Raw genomic sequence first — 16,794 nt, 5'->3', positions numbered from 1 at the left:
CCTGTTCCGGTACGGCTAGTGGGCGCTCCGCAGCGCGCGCAGAAGGATGTCGGCGCCCTCCTCCGCCTCGGCGGCGGTGAGGGTCAGGGGCGGGGCGATGCGCAGGGCGCTGGTGCTGTGGCCGCCGCCCTTGCCGATGAGGAGTCCGCCCTCGCGTGCGGCCTCCAGTACGGCGGCCGCGGCGGCCGGGTCCGCCTCGTCGGTGCCGGGGCGGACGAGTTCGACGCCGATCATCAGTCCGCGTCCGCGCACCTCCCGTACGGCCGGGTTGTCCGCGGTGCCCTCTCGCAGCCGTTCCAGGAGCCGCCCGCCCACCCGCCGGGCGTTGCCCTGGAGGTCGTGTTCCAGCAGGTAGGAGAGGTTGGCAAGGCCGGCCGCCATGGTGATCTGGGTGCCGCCGAAGGTGGAGATGCTGTTGGCGTCGAGGCAGTTCATGATCTCGGCGCGGGCCACCACGCCGCCGATGGACATGCCGTTGCCGATGCCCTTGGCGAAGGTCACCATGTCCGGCGGGCCGTTCTCGGCGTGCGCCTGCCAGCCCCAGAAGTGGTCGCCGGTGCGGCCCCAGCCGGTCTGCACCTCGTCGGCGATCCACAGGACGCCGCGCTCGCGCAGCACCTTGCGGAAGGCCGCGTACAGCCCGTCGGGCGGGGAGGTGAAGCCGCCGACGCCCTGCACCGGTTCGGCGATCAGCGCGGCCGGCGGGCGGGTGTGGCCGAGCAGGTCCTTCAGGTCCTCGACGCAGGCCGCGACGAACTCGGCGTCGCCCAGGTGCGCGTAGGGGCCGCGGGTGCGGACACCGCCGTGGACGTAGAGCGTCTGGAGCGGCGAGAGGGAGGTGGGCGACCAGCCGCGGTTGCCGGTGATGCCGACCGTGGAGAAGGAGCGGCCGTGGTAGCTGTTGCGCATCGCCAGCAGGGTGTTGCTGCGCCGGTAGGTGGTCGCGAGCAGCAGCGCGGTGTCGTTGGCCTCGGTGCCGGAGGTGGTGAAGAAGACCCGGGCGTCCGGGATGCCGCTCAACTCGGCGATCTTCTCGGCGAGTTCGACCATCGGGCGGTTGAGGTAGAGGGTGGAGGAGTGCAGGATGCGGCCGGCCTGCTCGCTCACCGCCTTGGTGACCTCGGGCAGGGCGTGCGCGGTCATGGTGGTGAGGATGCCGCCGAAGAAGTCGAGGTACTTGGTGCCCTCGGCGTCCCAGACGTGCCTGCCCTCGCCGTGGGTGATCTCCAGCGGGGTGTCGTAGTAGAGGGCCAGCCACTCGGGGAGTACGGCACGGTGGCGGGCGTGGAGGTCGTCGGTCACGGCTGCACCAGTCCTTCGTACGCGTCGGGGCGGCGGTCGCGGTAGAACGCCCATTGTTGCCGTACCGCGTCGATCTGCCCGAAGTCGAGGTCGCGGACGAGCAGTTGCTCCTCGGTGTCACTGGCGGCCCCGCCGACGAGCTGTCCGCGCGGGTCGACGAAGTAGGAGGTGCCGTAGAAGTCGTTGTCGCCGTACTCCTCCTGGCCGACGCGGTTGATCGCGGCGACGAAGTACGCGTTGGCGGCGGCCGCCGCGGGCTGCTCCAACTGCCACAGGTACGCGGAGAGGCCGCGGTGGGTGGCGGACGGGTTGTAGACCAACTGGGCACCGTTCAGACCGAGTTGCCGCCAGCCCTCGGGGAAGTGCCGGTCGTAGCAGATGTAGACGCCGACCCTGCCGACGGCGGTGTCGAACACGGGCCAGCCGGCGTTGCCGGGCCGGAAGTAGTACTTCTCCCAGAACCCCTCGACCTGGGGGATGTGGTGCTTGCGGTACTTGCCGAGGTAGCTGCCGTCGGCGTCGATCACGGCGGCGGTGTTGTAGTAGAACCCAGACTGCTCGACCTCGAACACGGGCACGACGAGCACCATCCCGGTCTCGCGCGCGAGCGCCCGCATCCGGGTGACGGTCGGCCCGTCCGGCACGGGTTCCGCCCAGCGGTAGTGCTCCGGCTCCTGCACCTGGCAGAAGTACGGCGCGTTGAACACCTCCTGGAACCCGATCACCCGGGCCCCCTGCCGGGCGGCCTCCCGGGCGTGCTCCTCATGCTTGACGATCATGGATTCGGTGTCCCCGGTCCAGCTCGCCTGCACCAACGCCGCCCGCACGACATGAGCCATGTGCCACACCTCCACAGACCCTCTACGCCCGTAGACACGACCACGGAACGACGACGGTAGGCCTCCGGGGCCGCCGTGCCAAGACACCGCGCCCCAGAGGGGCGCGGGGAACTGCGCGAGCAACCCACCCCAACCCGCACCCGCACACCCACAGGAACCCCCTCCCCCCTGGGCGCCCCATGCATAACAGCGGAGCGCAAGGGCACTCGCCGTGCGCACCCGCACCCAGAGCTATGGCGTCCCCGCACCGACCGGGAAGCCAGGGAACGGAAGGCCATGACCAGCGGCTTCACCCCGGAGGGCTTCGGTTCGGACCCCTTCGCAGAGTTCTTCGCCCGCTTCTTCGGCGGTGCCCGCCCCGGCCCCCGGCAGATCGACATCGGGCGGCTGCTCAGCCAGCCGGCCCGGGAGCTGGTCGCGGGGGCCGCCACCTACGCCGCCGAGCACGGCAGCCGTGACCTGGACACCCAGCACCTGCTCCGCGCCGCGCTCGCGGTCGAACCGACCCGGCGCATGCTCAGCCGCGCCGGTGCCGACCCCGACAACCTGGCCACGGAGATCGACGAGCGCTCCGGCCCCGCCCACGGCCCCGGCGAGGGCCCGCCGCCCACCTCCGTCGCCCTGACCCCGGCGGTCAAGCGCGCCCTCCTCGACGCGCACGACATGGCCCGGGCGAGCGGCGCCGGCTACATCGGGCCCGAGCACGTACTCAGCGCGCTCGCCGCCAACCCGGACTCCGCCGCCGGGCACATCCTCAATTCGCTGCGGTTCGGCGGTCCCGGCGGCCCGCTGCCGGCCGAGGCGCCGGAGGCCGCCGCGCAGGCCCGCCCCGAGCGGCCCCGGGGCAGCACCGGCACCCCCACCCTGGACAAGTACGGCCGCGATCTCACCGACCTCGCCCGCCAGGGCCGCGTCGACCCGGTGATCGGACGCGACGAGGAGATCGAGCAGACGATCGAGGTGCTCTCCCGGCGCGGCAAGAACAACCCGGTGCTCATCGGCGACGCGGGCGTCGGCAAGACCGCCATCGTGGAGGGGCTCGCCCAGCGCATCGCCGAGGGCGACGTGCCGGACATCCTGCTCGGCCGCCGGGTGGTCGCCCTCGACCTCACCGGCGTGGTGGCCGGAACCCGCTACCGGGGCGACTTCGAGGAACGGCTCAACACCATCGTCGACGAGGTCCGCACCCACTCCGACCAGCTCGTCGTCTTCATCGACGAGTTGCACACCGTGGTGGGCGCCGGGGGCGGCGGCGAGGGCGGCTCGATGGACGCCGGCAACATCCTCAAGCCCGCCCTGGCCCGCGGCGAACTGCACATCGTCGGCGCCACGACGCTGGAGGAGTTCCGGCGCATCGAGAAGGACGCGGCGCTCGCCCGCCGCTTCCAGCCGATCCTGGTGCCCGAGCCGTCCGTGCCCGACGCCGTCGAGATCCTGCGCGGGCTGCGTGACCGCTACGAGGCCCACCACCAGGTCCGCTACACCGACGAGGCGCTGGTCGCCGCCGTCGAGCTGTCCGACCGCTATCTCACCGACCGGCACCTGCCCGACAAGGCGATCGACCTCATGGACCAGGCCGGTGCCCGGGTGCGGCTGCGCTCGCGCACCAAGGGCACCGACGCCCGCGCCCTGGAGCGCGAGCTGGAGCAACTGGTCCGGGACAAGGACCAGGCGGTCGCCGACGAGCAGTACGAGCAGGCCACCCAGCTGCGCGACCGCATCGCGGAGCTGAAGGAGCGCATCGGCGACGGGAGCCAGGAGCAGGCCGTCGACGACGGACAGCACCTGGAGGTCACCACCGAGGCCATCGCGGAGGTCGTCTCCCGGCAGACCGGCATCCCCGTCGCCAGCCTCACCCAGGAGGAGAAGGACCGGCTGCTCGGCCTGGAGCGGCATCTGCACGAGCGGGTGGTCGGGCAGGACGAGGCGGTCCGCGCGGTCTCCGAGGCCGTCCTGCGCTCCCGGGCCGGACTCGCCAGTCCCGACCGGCCCATCGGCAGCTTCCTCTTCCTCGGCCCGACCGGCGTCGGCAAGACCGAGCTGGCCCGAGCGCTCGCGGAGGCGCTGTTCGGCAGCGAGGAGCGGATGGTGCGCCTGGACATGAGCGAGTACCAGGAGCGGCACACCGTCAGCCGGCTGGTCGGCGCCCCGCCCGGTTACGTCGGCCACGAGGAGGCCGGGCAGCTCACCGAGGTCGTACGGCGCCACCCGTACTCGCTGCTGCTGCTCGACGAGGTGGAGAAGGCGCACCCGGACGTCTTCAACATCCTGCTCCAGGTGCTCGACGACGGCCGGCTCACCGACTCCCAGGGCCGCACGGTCGACTTCTCCCACACCGTCATCGTGATGACCAGCAACCTCGGCTCGGAGGCCATCACCCGGCGCGGCGCCGGGCTCGGCTTCACGGCGGGCGGCACGGAGGCCGCCGAGGAGGCGCGGCGGGAGCAGATCCTGCGGCCGCTGCGCGAGCACTTCCGGCCGGAGTTCCTCAACCGGATCGACGAGGTCGTCGTCTTCCGGCAGCTCACCGAGGAGCAGCTCCGCCGCGTCACCGACCTGCTGCTCGATCAGACCCGGCGGCGGCTGCGGGCGCAGGACATCGACGTCGACTTCACCGACGCGGCCGTCGACCTGCTGGCCCGGCGTGGTTACCAGCCGGAGTACGGGGCGCGGCCGCTGCGGCGCACGATCCAGCGGGAGGTCGACAACGAATTGTCGCGCTTCCTCCTGGACGGGAGGGTGACGGCGGGGCATCGGGTGCGGGTGGATGTGGAGGGAGGGGAGCTGGTGTTCGACGCGGAGAGGTGAGCGGGGGGTGGGTGAGCGGTTCATGTGAGCGGCTTTTGTTCTCCCGCCGGCCCACCCCTCGCCGCGGTCAGCCGGTCGGCCGTACCACCATCGCCGAACCCCCTCCCCTGCGGACCTTCTCCGCCGCCGCCAGCCACTTGCCGTTCGGCAGGCGCTGGACGCCCGTCGCCGCGCCGATCTCCGGGTTCAGGGAGAACACGTGGCCGAGCGCCTCGAGGCGGGCCCGCTGCGCGCTGTCGTACAGGCCCGGTTCCAGTTCCGTCCTGGCCGCGTTGCGCTGGCTGGCGCGGGGCGCGGCGATCGCGTCGACGAGCGGCAGGCCGCGGTCGACGAAGTTGGTCAGGGTCTGCAGCACGGTGGTGATGATGGTCGCGCCGCCGGGCGAGCCGAGCGCGACCACCGGCCGGTCGTGCTTGTCCAGCACGATCGTCGGGGAGATCGACGAGCGCGGCCGCTTGCCGGGACCCGGCAGGTTCGGGTCGTGGACCGCCGGGTTGGCGGGGGCGAAGGAGAAGTCCGTCAGCTCGTTGTTGAGCAGGAACCCGCGCCCGGGGACGGTGATGCCGCTGCCGCCCGTCTGTTCGATGGTGAGGGTGTAGGAGACGACGTTGCCCCACTTGTCGGCGACCGTGAGGTGGGTGGTGTTCTCGCCCTCGTACGTCGTCGGGGCGGCCGTACCGCCCGCGCCGCAGGCGGCGGGGTGGCGCGGGTCGCCGGGGGCGAGGGGGCTGGTGAGGACCGCGTCGTCCTTGATCAGGCAGGCGCGCGAGTCGGCGTACTTCTGCGAGAGCAGCCCCTTGGTGGGCACGTCCTCGAAGGCGGGGTCGCCGACCCAGCGGCCCCGGTCGGCGAAGGCGATCCGGCTCGCCTCGATGTAGTGGTGCAGGTACTGCGTCTCGCTCGCCCTGGAGAGGTCGGTCTTCTCCAGGATGTTGAGCGCTTCGCCGACGGTGGTGCCACCGGAGGAGGACGGGGCGATGGAGTAGACGCCGAGGCCCCGGTAGTCGGTCTTCGTGGGGGCCTGGAGCTTGGCGCGGTAGGCGGCCAGGTCCTTCCGGGTCAGCTTGCCGGGGCGGGCGTTGTAGCCGGCGGCCGGGTCGATGGGCGGCTTGGCGGCGGTGGCGACGATGTCCGCGCCGAGGTCGCCGTGGTAGATCGCGCCGACGCCCTTGCGGGCCAGCTCGCGGTAGGTGCGGGCCAGGTCGGGGTTCTTGAAGGTGGAGCCGACGGCGGGCAGTTCGCCGCCGGGCAGGAACAGCTTCGCGGTGGCGGGGAAGTAGCGGAACCGGGTCTCGTTGGACGCGGTCTGGGAACGGAACGTCTCGTCGACGGTGAAGCCGCGGCGGGCGAGGCGTTCGGCGGGCCTCAGGACCGTACCGAGCCGTTCGCTGCCCCACTGGTCCAGCGCGGTGGCCCAGGTGGCGGGGGTGCCGGGGGTGCCGACGCTCAGTCCGCTGGTGACGGCGTCCGCGAAGGCGAGCGGCTTGCCGTCCTCGACGAAGAGGTTCTTGTCGGCGGTGAGCGGCGCGGTCTCGCGGCCGTCGATGGTGTGCACCGTGCGGGAGCGGGCGTCGTAGTAGACGAAGAACCCGCCGCCGCCGAGGCCGGAGGAGTACGGCTCGGTGACGCCGAGGGCGGCGGCGGTGGCGACGGCCGCGTCGACCGCGTTGCCGCCCTTCCTGAGCACCTCGATGCCGGCCGCCGAGGCGTCGGCGTCGACGCTCGCCACGGCACCGCCGTAGCCGACGGCGACCGGGACCTTCGCCGGTGTGGCGCTCGTGGCGGCGGTCGGGCCCGGCGGTGCGGACGGGGGCGCGGCGGCGCCCACCGACACCACCGCGGCCGAGACCGCGAGTACCGCCCAATTCCGTGCGACGGGACGACGCATGCGTACCTCCAGTCAAGAACCGTCCGCGCAGCGTAACGCCGTGGCGGCATGACCGCGACAAGGCATGGGGCGCCGCGCGTCGGCGGGAGACGCTTCGGGGGCGTCTGTTTCGCGGGGACCTGGTCGCGGGGGCATGTTCGCGGGGACCTGTTCGCAGGGACCTGTTCGCAGGGACCTGTTCGCGGGGACCTGTTCGCGGGGACCGTCGAACACCGTTGCGGCCGGGGCCGCTACCATGCGCGGCCATGACAGACGACGTGCGCAACATCGTCCTGGGAGTGATAGCGGCCGGCGTCAGCGCCTCGCTCGGCTGGATCGCCCGCACCTATCTGTGGCGGCGCAGGCTCCGGCGCAAGCAGGCCTTCTTCGGACTGCCCGCCCACTCCGAGTCGCTGCTCGTGGTCAACCGGGACGCGGGCAGTGCGGACCTGGCGGTGCACCGCCACGACGTGTTCGCGCTGCTCGAACTGTCCGCGCTCATCAAGGAGTGCGGGGCGGGCATCCAGGTGATCACCCAGGACGCGGCCCAGCAGGGCTTCGGCGAGCGCACCGAGTTCTGCGTCGGCGGGCCGGGCTCGAACCGGCGGATGGCGGCGCACATGCAGGCGATGCTGCCCGGGGTTCGGGTCCACACCGATCCCGAACCGGTCGTCGACCGGGCGGCGTTCCGCATCGGCACCGAGCGGTACCGGATGGAGGCCGGGGTCACCGAGTACGTGCTCCTCGCGCGGCTCACGGCGGGTCAGCCGGACCAGGTGCGGCCGGTGTTCCTGTTCGCCGGGCAGCGGGCCATCACCAACCAGGCGGCCACGCGCTACCTCGCCCGCCACCACACGCGGCTCGCCCGCAAGTACGGCAACGGCACGTTCGTCCTGCTGCTGAAGGTCGTCAACTCGCAGGCGTACGGCCCCGACGTGGTCGAACTCGTCGCGGACGTGACCCGTGCGGCGCAGACACCGCTGCCCGCCGAACCGGCGTCGGAGCGGCCGTCGCACCGGGCGGGCTGAAGACACGAGGGAGCCGGGGGGCCCGGCCCGTCCGGCGTGCAGCTGACCTCCTTCTCGTCGGCGGACGACCCGTCGTGCGGGCCGGTTCCGCCGTGCGAGCAGTGATCATCGGCTGCCGCCGGACAAGGCCGGCCGGGTGCGGTGCGCTGCTCCCCCTGGTGACGCGTGCCGTTCGATCGACGGACCGACAGCCGTGCGGGGTCAGCCTACTCGCTGCCGGCGCGGGCCTCCCGTACGGGCGCGGGCCGTGGCGCGCGCGGGGTGTGCGCGGGCGTGCGCGGGCCCGGGGCGGAGTGGTGCGCGGGGCGGGCGGCTCGGGGCGCGGGGCGGGGCGGTCCGAAGCGCGGGGTGGGGCTCGGGCTCACGCCACTTCCGCGTAGACCTGGGACAGTTCGGGTGCGCCGGTCACCGCCCAGTCCTGGCCGTCCGTCACCACGTCGACCTCCCGCCCGGTGGCCAGCAGGACCACGGGGTGCCCTGACCGGAGCTCCCAGACCGCGCCGGGCACCGTCCGCACGATGACCGTGCCGAGGTACAGCCCCGCGTCGTTGCCCAGCCAGGGCAGCAGTTCCTCGTCGTCCCGCCAGCGCGGGACCAGTTGGTCGAGCGCCGCCAGCGAGTCCGCCGTGTCGTCCAGCTCGACCCCCGCCCGCTCGGCCTGCGCGCGCAGCAGTTCACACTCGGCCAGCAGCGCGGCGATCCCCTCACGGCCGGAGCTGTCGGGGTCGCCTGCGGTGAGCACCGCACCCCCGAGGGCCGTCGCACCGTGACTCTTGCGCCAGTTGCCCAGAAAAGGGATGTTCATATGTCCAATGTGGCATCGTCCCCGCGCCGTGCACCACAAGCGCGCGGCACCGGTGTGTTCATCCGTGGTTCATTGACGATTCGCCTCCTCCTCCCTAGCTTCAAGAGGCATCTGGTGTCCCGTCAGTTCCTCTTTCCGTTCTCCCCTGTCGTTTTCTTACTTTCGAGTTCCTGCTTTCGAGTTCCTACTTTTGAGAGGAGCCCCTGGTGCGCCTGCGTCTCGGGTGGGTGGCCGCGGCCCTGGGGGTGTGCGCGGGGGCCCTGCTGCCCGGCGTGCCCGCGCGGGCGGCGGGGGCGGTCACGGGTCCGGGCGCCGGTTCCGGCGCCGTGTCGCTCGCGCGGCTGTTCGACAACGTGGCCGTCAGCGACGACGCCCGGCCGGACGCCGCGGACTTCGACGGGGCCGGGCGGTCGCTGTCGGCGCGGGACCTGACGGCGGCCGGCTGGACACCGGGGCGCGCGCTGACCGTCCAGGGCGCCCGGCTGACCTGGCCGCGCACCGCCCCGGGCGCGCCGGACAACGTACGCGCCGCCGGGCAGTCCGTACGGCTGCGGGGCCGCGGCGACGCACTCGCGTTCCTCGTCGCCGGCACCGGGGCCGAGGGCGCCGACGCCGGCGGCTCCGGCACGGTGCGGTACACGGACGGCTCGCGCTCCGCCTACCGGCTGACCGCCCCCGACTGGCGCACCGGGCCCCTCGCCACCAAGGCGCTCGCGCTGCCGCACCTCAACACGCCCACGGGGCCGCTCGCCGAGCGGGCGCGGCTGTACGTGGTGACGGTGCCGCTCGTACGCGGCCGGCCGGTGGCGTCGGTGGCGCTGCCGCGCGACCGCGACCTGCATGTCTTCGCACTGTCGGTGCGGTCCGCCGGGCGTGGCTGGACGGGCGGCTGGGCCGCCGCGCCCTCCGGGTACACCTCGGTCGGCCCGTGGACCGACCGCACGCTGCGGCTGGTCGTGCACACCTCCGCGGGCGGGCCGCGGGCGCGGCTGCGGTTCGCCAACACGTTCGCCTCAACGCCGGTACGGATCGGCGGGGCGACGGTGGCGGCGCGGGGTTCGGGGGCGGCGGCGGCCGGGAGGCCGGTGCCGCTGTCGTTCGGCGGGGCGCGGGGCCTGACCGTTCCGGCGGGTGCGGAGGCGGTCAGCGATCCGGTGCCGTTCGCGGTGCCCGCCGACGCCGATCTGCTGGTCAGCTTCCATCTGCCGGGCACCGTCACGGCGGCGCCCGTCCACCGGCTCGCGCTGCAACGGTCGTACCTCAGCGAACCGGGCGACCACACGCGCGACGCCGGACCGGAGGCGTACACCTCGACGCTGACGACCTGGCCGTTCCTCACCGGCGTCGACGTGAGCGGCGGCGCGGGCAGGGGCACCGGCGGCGGCCCGGGCACGGTGGTGGCGCTCGGGGACTCGATCACCGACGGCGAGAAGTCCGGCACGGACACCAACCGGCGCTGGCCGAACGTGCTGGCCGGCCGGCTGCTGCGGCAGCACGCGGTCCCCCGCTACGGGGTGCTCGACGAGGGGATCTCCGCGAACCGCGTGGTCACCGACCGCTACCCGGGCGACGGGGTCTCCACCGACACCGGCGGGGTGAGCGCACTGCACCGGCTGGACCGTGACGTGCTGGCGCAGACGTCGGTACGCACCGCCATCGTCTTCGAGGGCGTCAACGACGTCCGCTGGGGCACCACGGCGGACCAGGTGATCGCCGGGCTGCGTGAACTGGCCGACCGGGCGCACGCACGCGGGGTCCGGGTGCTGGCCGCCACGATCGCCCCGTGCGAGGGCGAGACGCTATGCACGGCCGCCGCGGACACGCGGCGCACGGCGGTCAACGCCTGGCTGCGCCGCGCCGACGGCACGTTCGACGGCCTCCTCGACTTCGACGCCGTGCTGCGCGACCCCGCCCACCCGGCGCGGCTGCGGCCGGAGTACGACAGCGGCGACCATCTGCACCCCGGTCCGACGGGCCTTGCCGCGCTGGCCGACTCGGTGGACCTGCGGCTGCTGTGAGACGGGGCGGGCGGCCTGGGCCTTTGGCCGTGCGGCCGGGGCGGGTGGGCCTACGGCTGCGGCGGCCGGTGTCTCAGACGTCCAGGTCCACCACCACCGGCGCGTGGTCCGAGGCGCCCTTGCCCTTGCGCTCCTCGCGGTCCACGTACGCGTCCTGGACGGCCTTGGCGAACGGTTCGTTGCCGTACACCAGGTCGATCCGCATGCCGCGGTTCTTGGGGAAGCAGAGCTGGCGGTAGTCCCAGTACGTGTACGGGTGGTCGTACTTCAGCGGGCGCGGGACCACGTCCGACAGGCCCGCCTCGCGCAGGGAGGCGAGTGCGGCGCGCTCGGCGGGGGTGACGTGGGTGGAGCCCTCGAAGGCGGCGCGGTCGTAGACGTCGTCGTCGGTCGGGGCCACGTTGTAGTCGCCGAGGACGGCGAACGGGCGGTCACCCGCCGCGTCCCCGGCGATCGCCGCGCGCAGCGCCTCGAACCACTGGAGCTTGTAGGCGTAGTGCGGGTGGTCGACCTCGCGGCCGTTGGGCACGTACACCGACCAGACGCGGACCGGGCCGCAGGTCGCGGAGACCGCGCGGGGCTCCTGGGCGCCGTCGTACCCGGGATCGCCGGGCAGGCCCTTGACGACGTCCGTCAGGCCGACGCGGGAGAGAACCGCCACGCCGTTCCACCGGCCGGTCGCGTGCACCGCGGACTCGTAGCCCAGCTCGCGCAGCGCGTCGGACGGGAACTGTTCCTCGGTGGTCTTGGCCTCCTGGACGCACAGCACGTCCGTCCCGCTGCTCTCCAGCCAGGCGAGCAGCCGGGGCAGCCGAGCGGTGATCGAGTTCACGTTCCAGGTCGCGATGCGCATGCCCTACAAACTACCGGGCGGGTCCGACAACGCGGTCCGGCCGGGCCCCGGGGTGCTCAGAGCTCGGCGGAGGCGCCGGAGCCGAGCCGCAGGTGCTCGGCGCCACCGAGGCCGCCGATCATGCCGTCGTAGACCGGGCGGGCGAGGTCGGTCAGCAGCGCGTCGTGGATGTCGTACGCACGCTGCGGCTTGACCTCGCGGACGTAGTCGATCACCTCGGCGATCTTGTTCCAGGGGGCCATCACCGGCAGCATCAGCGTCTCGACGGGATGGTCGGGGACGGTGAGCGCGTCGCCGGGGTGGAAGACGGCGCCGCCGTCGATCAGATAGCCGACGTTGGTGATCCGCGGGATGTCGGGGTGGATCACGGCGTGCAGCTCGCCGTGGACCTGGACGTCGAAGCCGGCGGCGGTGAACGTGTCGCCGTGGCCCACGGTGTGGACGCGGCCGGGGAACGCCGACGAGAGCTTCTCGGCGACCGACTTCAGGGTCCAGATACTGGCCCCGGGGTTGGCCTCGAGACCGGCCCGCAGCCGGCCCTCGTCGAAGTGGTCCATGTGCTCGTGCGTGACCAGGATCGCGTCCGCGCCGACCGCGGCGTCCTCCTCGCTGAGCATGCCGGGGTCGATGACGAGGGTGCGTCCGTCCTTCTCGAGGCGGACACAGGAGTGCGTCTTCTTCGTGAACTTCATGGTTCCATCGTGCCCCCGGCGCAGTGGTGGCGGAGCACCTCAGGGTGGTGCTCCCGCTGCCCGGATCATGGCCGGGCCCCCGGTTCACTCGGGGGTGGTCTCCTCCCGGATCACCTGCTGGGCCACCCGGAAGGCGCCCTGGGCGGCGGGGATGCCGCAGTAGACGGCGGTCTGCAGCAGCACCTCCTTGATCTCGGCGGGGGTGAGCCCGTTGCGCAGGGCGGCGCGGACGTGCGCGCCGAGCTCCTCGGTGTGTCCGCCGGCGATCAGCGCGGCGAGCGTGACGCAGCTGCGGGCGCGGCGGTCGAGTCCCGGGCGGTCCCAGATCTCGCCCCACGCGTACCGGGTGACGAGCTCCTGGAAGTCGCCGGAGAACTCGTCCGCCGCGGACAGCGCCTGGTCCACGTGCGCGTCGCCGAGCACCTCGCGGCGCACCTTGATCCCGGCGTCGTACGGGTCGGGCCGGCCCACCGGCTCGGGCTGGGCGGCGGCCGGGGCGATCGCGGCCAGCGGCGTGGTCCCCGGCCCCACGACCGGCGCCGGGGGCACCGGGACGGCCGGGAGCGGGATCTGGCCGGTGGCGGTGTCGAACACCGGCTGCTGCCAGGCGCTGGAGAAGTGGCGTACGAGCAGGTCGGTGACGGCGCCGGGCTGTTCGACCGGGACGAGGTGGGAGGCGCCGGGGACGACCGCGAGCCGGGCGTCGGGAATGCCGGCGACCAGCGTGCGCGCCTCGGCCGGTCCGGTGACCTGGTCCTCGGAGCCGGCCAGGACGAGCGTGGGCACGCCGATGCGGCCGAGCTCGCCGCGCACGTCGAAGGCGGCGAGGGCCTCGCAGGCGGCGATGTAGCAGCCGGGGTCGGTGGTGCGGACCATCTGCACCGCCCACTCGGTGATCGCGGGCTGCGCGGCCGCGAATCCGCCGGTGAACCAGCGCTCGGGAGAGGTACGGGCGATCGGGTCGAGCCCGTTGCTGCGGACGATCACCCCGCGCTGGCGGAACTCGTCCGCCGTGCCGAACCGGGGCGAGGCCGCGATCAGCACGAGGGAGGCGAGCCGCTCGGGGTGGCGCAGCGCCAGTTCGAGGCCGACGGCGCCGCCGAACGCGCAGCCCGCGTAGCCGAACCGCTGCACGCCGAGCGCGTCGAGCGTGGCCAGCAGCCGCCGGGCGAGATCGCCGACGGCCCCGGCCGGATGCGCGGGCGCACCCCCGTGCCCGGGCAGATCGAACCGGAGCACCCGCCACTGCTGGGCCAGTTCGGGGACCTGGCGGTCCCACATGTGCCAGGTGGTGCCGAGGGATGGTCCCAGGATCAGGACAGGGGCGTCTTCCGGCCCGTCAAAGCGGTACTGCAGCGTTTCGGTCTTGGCTTCGCTCACCGGTTCACACCTTTGTCCGTCACGATCCCTCACACGTCCCCTGCGAGACCTCCCCATGCCTGCGCCGCGGGAAGCAGGTCCGCCACGGCCGACGCCCGAGCATCGTACAGACGCCCCCTGCGAGAGCCGCTGGGTCCATGACGTCGTCCAGGGCACCCGCCCGGCGCCCCCGTCGTTTCACCACGCCTCGTGCACGTGTTCTGCCTCACCATCGGGTCCGCCGGGCAACCCGTACGGCGCCGGGCCCTTCTCCCCGTGGTGAAGATCTCCCACAGACGGCCCCGTCTGCTCATACTTCTGACCCTGGCCGTGGTGGCGGTGACGGTGACCGTCGTCGTGGTCGTCCGGGCGCACAGGATGGAAACGCTCTCCCCGCGCGCGGAACGTGACCGGGCCGCGTCCGGGGCGCGCATACCGCCCGGGCAGGTCGACTGCCGGAAGGCCAAGTGCATCGCGCTCACGTTCGACGGCAACCCGGGTGAACCCACCGACCGGCTGATGGACCTCCTCAAGGAGTACAAGGCGCCGTCGACCTTCTTCCTCGAGGGCCGCCGCATTCACCGGTTCCCGGACGTGGTGCGGCGGATCGCCCGGGACGGGCACGAGATCGGGGACCACACCTGGACTCACCCGGTGCTGACCGACGCCTCCGACGCGCGGATCCGCGACGAACTGCGCCGCACGGCACGGGCCATCTCCCGGCTGACCGGCAGCGAGCCGACGCTGATGCGCCCGCCCCAGGGCCGCACCGACGACCGCGTCTCCAGGGTCTGCAAGGAGTTGGGGATGGCGGAGGTGCTGTGGACGGTGACCGCGAAGGACTACGCCACGGACGACACCGCGCTGATCACCCGGCGCGTCCTCGAGGGTGCCGGCCGCGACGGGATCATCCTGCTCCACCCGCTGCACAAGGGCACCGTCCCGGCCATGCCGTCCATCCTGCGGGCGCTCAGGAAACAGGGCTACACCTTCGTGACCGTCTCCCAGCTGCTCGCTCCGGGCAAGGCCGAGCCCGGGAAGATCTACAAGTGACCGCGAGCGGACCGTGGTTTTCGAACAGTATCGAATGCATTGCCGGCCCTTCTCGGGCATGAGCATGATCGGCGCGACCGGTCGGACCGGTAACGGGGGCCGGCTCCGGCCGGCGCCGTCGTTGCCCGACTCGCACAGTGCCTGGCCGGCGACACCGACCGCCGCGGGGCGGCCTTCCGGCCTCGGCGCAGTGCTGAACCCGCGCTCCGGCGCGCAGGCGCACCCGCGCCCGGCGCGCCGGCGTGCCGGGCGCGGTCCTCAACGCGCCGCTCCCGGTGAGCTCTCCGTCCCGGTGGCCTTCCCCCGGCTGCCGTCGGCGTCCTTCCCCTCGCTGTTCCACTGGGCCAGCAGACGCATCGCGGCCTCGGAGGGGCTGCCGGGTTCGGTGTCGTAGACGAAGATCTTGCCCACGGCACAGCCCGTGTAGCGCGACGCGCGTGGGTGCCCCGCACGCTTCCGTCGGTCGCGTGCGGGGCACCGGGGGGCTTGTGGGCGGGCGGTGGCCGGAGCGGTTCCTGCGCACCGGCCGGTCCGCCCCCATCCCCGTGTGCGCGGGAGGCGGAGGCGGTCCCGTGTGTACCGGAGGCGGAGGCGCGTGTCCGGGACGCGCCGGTCAGCGGGTCGTCTCCGAAAGGTCCGTGAGGGCCGCGAGGATTTCGGTGGGCTCGGTGCGGGTCGTGTAGTTCGGGTGGACGTCGATCCAGCGCAGGGTGCCCCCGGCGTCGACGATCGCCACCGTCGGCATGACGATGTCGTGGGTACCGTCGGCGTTCACCTCGGCGAGGTCCACGCCGAGAGACGCCTGCGCGTGCCGCACCGGGTCGTCGGACCGGGTCACGATGCCGAGCGCCTGGCCGATCCCGTTGCCGGGGTCGGAAAGAACCGTGTACGTCAGCTCGTTGGCCTCCACGACGGTCAGCGAACCGTCCGGCTTCTGCGGGCTGACGGCAATCATCACGACGCCCCGCGCGTCCAGCTCGTCCGCCAGTTCCCGCTGGTAGGTGCGCAGGGCCAGGTTGCAGTACGGGCACCACGCGCCGCGGTAGAACACCACGACCGCCGGCCGACCCTGCCGGACCTGCTCCAGCGTGACGGAGCGGCCCCGCACGTCGAGCAGTGGCGCGTCCGGCATGGGAGTTCCGGGCTCCGCGATGCCGGACGGCACTCCGGCGGCGTCCAGCTCCGTCTGCTCGGCGCTGAGCACCTCCACGACCTCGGGCGGCAACTGCCCGGTGACGTTCTTCTGGAGGTCGGCGACCTGGTCCGCGATGGGGGTGGTGGTCATGGAGTGCGCCCTTCGTTCCTTCATTTCCGGAGTGGCCACTTTCCTAGAGCGACCACTCCAATCCTGACCGGAAGAGAAATAGAATGTCAACTCTAGAACAGGTCGGGATTTGGTAACGTGACCGGGTGACGAGCACCACCGGAACGCGCCGCCTGACCCCCAAGGGGCAGGCCACACGCGACCGCATCGCAGCGGCGGCGGCCGCACTGATGTACGAGCACGGCGTGGCGGGCACCAGCACCGAAGACATCCTCAAGGCCGCCCGGGTGAGCAGTCCCTCGCAGCTGTACCACTACTTCGGCGACAAGAAGTCGCTGGTCCAGGCCGTCATCGAGTACCAGACCGAGCGTGTCCTCGACTTCCAGCGACCGCTTCTCGGCCGACTGGACAGCTTCGAGGCACTGGAGGCGTGGCGGGACGCCGTCGTCCGGGCGCAGCACGCGCGCGACTGCCGGGGCGGCTGCCCGCTGGGATCCTTGTCCGCCGAGCTGTCCGACGCCGACCCGCAGGCCCGCGCCCGGCTCGTGGCGGCCTACGCCCAGTGGCAGGACGCCATCCGCGACGGGCTGCGGTCCATGCAGGAGCGCGGTGAGCTGGACGGGGACGCCGACCCCGACCGTCTCGCCCTCGCCCTGCTCACCGCGCTGCAGGGCGGCCTGCTGATGACGCAGGCCCATCGCGACACCGCCGCCCTCGAAGCGGTGCTCGACGCGATGATCGACCGCGTCCGCCGCCACGCGAGGTAGCACGAGGTAGTACGAGGTAGCGCGAGGTAGTACGAGGGTGGCCGAAGACCTTCGCCCTCCCTGAACGCCGGGAGACGGAGAAAGGTCGCCACGTCGACGGGGCGTGGTGTGCGCGGGCCGTCCCGCCCCGTCACGGTGT

At 72.9% G+C, this 16,794-nt stretch carries 14 protein-coding genes; 5 read left to right on the top strand and 9 right to left on the bottom strand.

The window, feature by feature from the left end; translation table 11 throughout:
* Positions 1-15: 15 nt before the first annotated feature.
* Entirely contained in the window at positions 16-1,302 is a 1,287-nt protein-coding gene (locus OIE12_RS26880; protein WP_329139599.1) for an aspartate aminotransferase family protein, read from the bottom strand.
* Positions 1,299-2,141, bottom strand: a complete 843-nt coding sequence (locus OIE12_RS26875; protein WP_329139597.1) for a nitrilase-related carbon-nitrogen hydrolase — start codon at positions 2,139-2,141, stop codon at positions 1,299-1,301. The genes OIE12_RS26880 and OIE12_RS26875 overlap by 4 nt, the downstream gene beginning before the upstream one ends.
* A 276-nt stretch (positions 2,142-2,417) precedes the next feature.
* Here OIE12_RS26875 and OIE12_RS26870 point away from each other — a divergent pair, with 276 nt between their 5' ends.
* Positions 2,418-4,949 (top strand): ATP-dependent Clp protease ATP-binding subunit, encoded by a 2,532-nt coding sequence (locus OIE12_RS26870; protein WP_329139595.1) that lies wholly within the window; start codon positions 2,418-2,420, stop codon positions 4,947-4,949.
* A gap of 67 nt (positions 4,950-5,016) precedes the next feature.
* Here the strand turns inward: OIE12_RS26870 and ggt are convergent, their stop codons facing one another.
* Positions 5,017-6,837 carry a gamma-glutamyltransferase gene (gene ggt, locus OIE12_RS26865; protein WP_329139593.1) on the bottom strand — a complete coding sequence of 607 codons (1,821 nt, stop codon included), beginning with the start codon at positions 6,835-6,837 and terminating at the stop codon, positions 5,017-5,019.
* A gap of 245 nt (positions 6,838-7,082) precedes the next feature.
* Between ggt and OIE12_RS26860 the strand changes: the two genes are divergently transcribed.
* Positions 7,083-7,844, top strand: a complete 762-nt coding sequence (locus OIE12_RS26860; protein WP_329139591.1) for a hypothetical protein — start codon at positions 7,083-7,085, stop codon at positions 7,842-7,844.
* A gap of 361 nt (positions 7,845-8,205) precedes the next feature.
* Here the strand turns inward: OIE12_RS26860 and OIE12_RS26855 are convergent, their stop codons facing one another.
* On the bottom strand, positions 8,206-8,649 hold the full coding sequence (locus OIE12_RS26855; protein ID WP_329139589.1) for a DUF6278 family protein: 444 nt from the start codon (positions 8,647-8,649) through the stop codon (positions 8,206-8,208).
* A 206-nt stretch (positions 8,650-8,855) separates the two neighbouring features.
* Here OIE12_RS26855 and OIE12_RS26850 point away from each other — a divergent pair, with 206 nt between their 5' ends.
* Entirely contained in the window at positions 8,856-10,667 is a 1,812-nt protein-coding gene (locus OIE12_RS26850; protein ID WP_329139587.1) for an SGNH/GDSL hydrolase family protein, read from the top strand.
* A gap of 73 nt (positions 10,668-10,740) precedes the next feature.
* Here OIE12_RS26850 and OIE12_RS26845 read toward each other — a convergent pair whose 3' ends face one another.
* From OIE12_RS26845 to pcaDC, 3 genes are all read right to left on the bottom strand, one after another.
* Positions 10,741-11,520 (bottom strand): exodeoxyribonuclease III, encoded by a 780-nt coding sequence (locus OIE12_RS26845; protein WP_329139585.1) that lies wholly within the window; start codon positions 11,518-11,520, stop codon positions 10,741-10,743.
* A 56-nt stretch (positions 11,521-11,576) separates the two neighbouring features.
* Entirely contained in the window at positions 11,577-12,212 is a 636-nt protein-coding gene (locus tag OIE12_RS26840; RefSeq protein ID WP_329139583.1) for an MBL fold metallo-hydrolase, read from the bottom strand.
* 84 nt (positions 12,213-12,296) lie between these two features.
* Positions 12,297-13,592 carry a bifunctional 3-oxoadipate enol-lactonase/4-carboxymuconolactone decarboxylase PcaDC gene (gene pcaDC / locus OIE12_RS26835; RefSeq protein WP_329139581.1) on the bottom strand — a complete coding sequence of 432 codons (1,296 nt, stop codon included), beginning with the start codon at positions 13,590-13,592 and terminating at the stop codon, positions 12,297-12,299.
* Between the two features lie 258 nt (positions 13,593-13,850).
* Here pcaDC and OIE12_RS26830 point away from each other — a divergent pair, with 258 nt between their 5' ends.
* A complete protein-coding gene (locus OIE12_RS26830) occupies positions 13,851-14,624 on the top strand; it encodes a polysaccharide deacetylase family protein (protein ID WP_329142243.1) in 774 nt (257 codons plus the stop codon).
* A 258-nt stretch (positions 14,625-14,882) separates the two neighbouring features.
* Here the strand turns inward: OIE12_RS26830 and OIE12_RS26825 are convergent, their stop codons facing one another.
* Together OIE12_RS26825 and OIE12_RS26820 are read right to left on the bottom strand one after the other, a co-directional pair.
* Positions 14,883-15,035 carry a hypothetical protein gene (locus OIE12_RS26825; protein WP_329139580.1) on the bottom strand — a complete coding sequence of 51 codons (153 nt, stop codon included), beginning with the start codon at positions 15,033-15,035 and terminating at the stop codon, positions 14,883-14,885.
* Positions 15,036-15,237: 202 nt separating this feature from the next.
* Positions 15,238-15,909 carry a peroxiredoxin-like family protein gene (locus OIE12_RS26820; protein WP_329139578.1) on the bottom strand — a complete coding sequence of 224 codons (672 nt, stop codon included), beginning with the start codon at positions 15,907-15,909 and terminating at the stop codon, positions 15,238-15,240.
* Between the two features lie 125 nt (positions 15,910-16,034).
* Here OIE12_RS26820 and OIE12_RS26815 point away from each other — a divergent pair, with 125 nt between their 5' ends.
* On the top strand, positions 16,035-16,655 hold the full coding sequence (locus OIE12_RS26815; protein ID WP_329139576.1) for a TetR/AcrR family transcriptional regulator: 621 nt from the start codon (positions 16,035-16,037) through the stop codon (positions 16,653-16,655).
* The last annotated feature ends 139 nt before the right edge of the window (positions 16,656-16,794 follow it).

This window comes from Streptomyces sp. NBC_00670 (assembly GCF_036226765.1).
Classification (GTDB): Bacteria; Actinomycetota; Actinomycetes; order Streptomycetales; family Streptomycetaceae; genus Streptomyces.
Note: the sequence above shows the minus strand (reverse complement) of the source record. Positions and strands in the feature narration are given on the sequence as shown.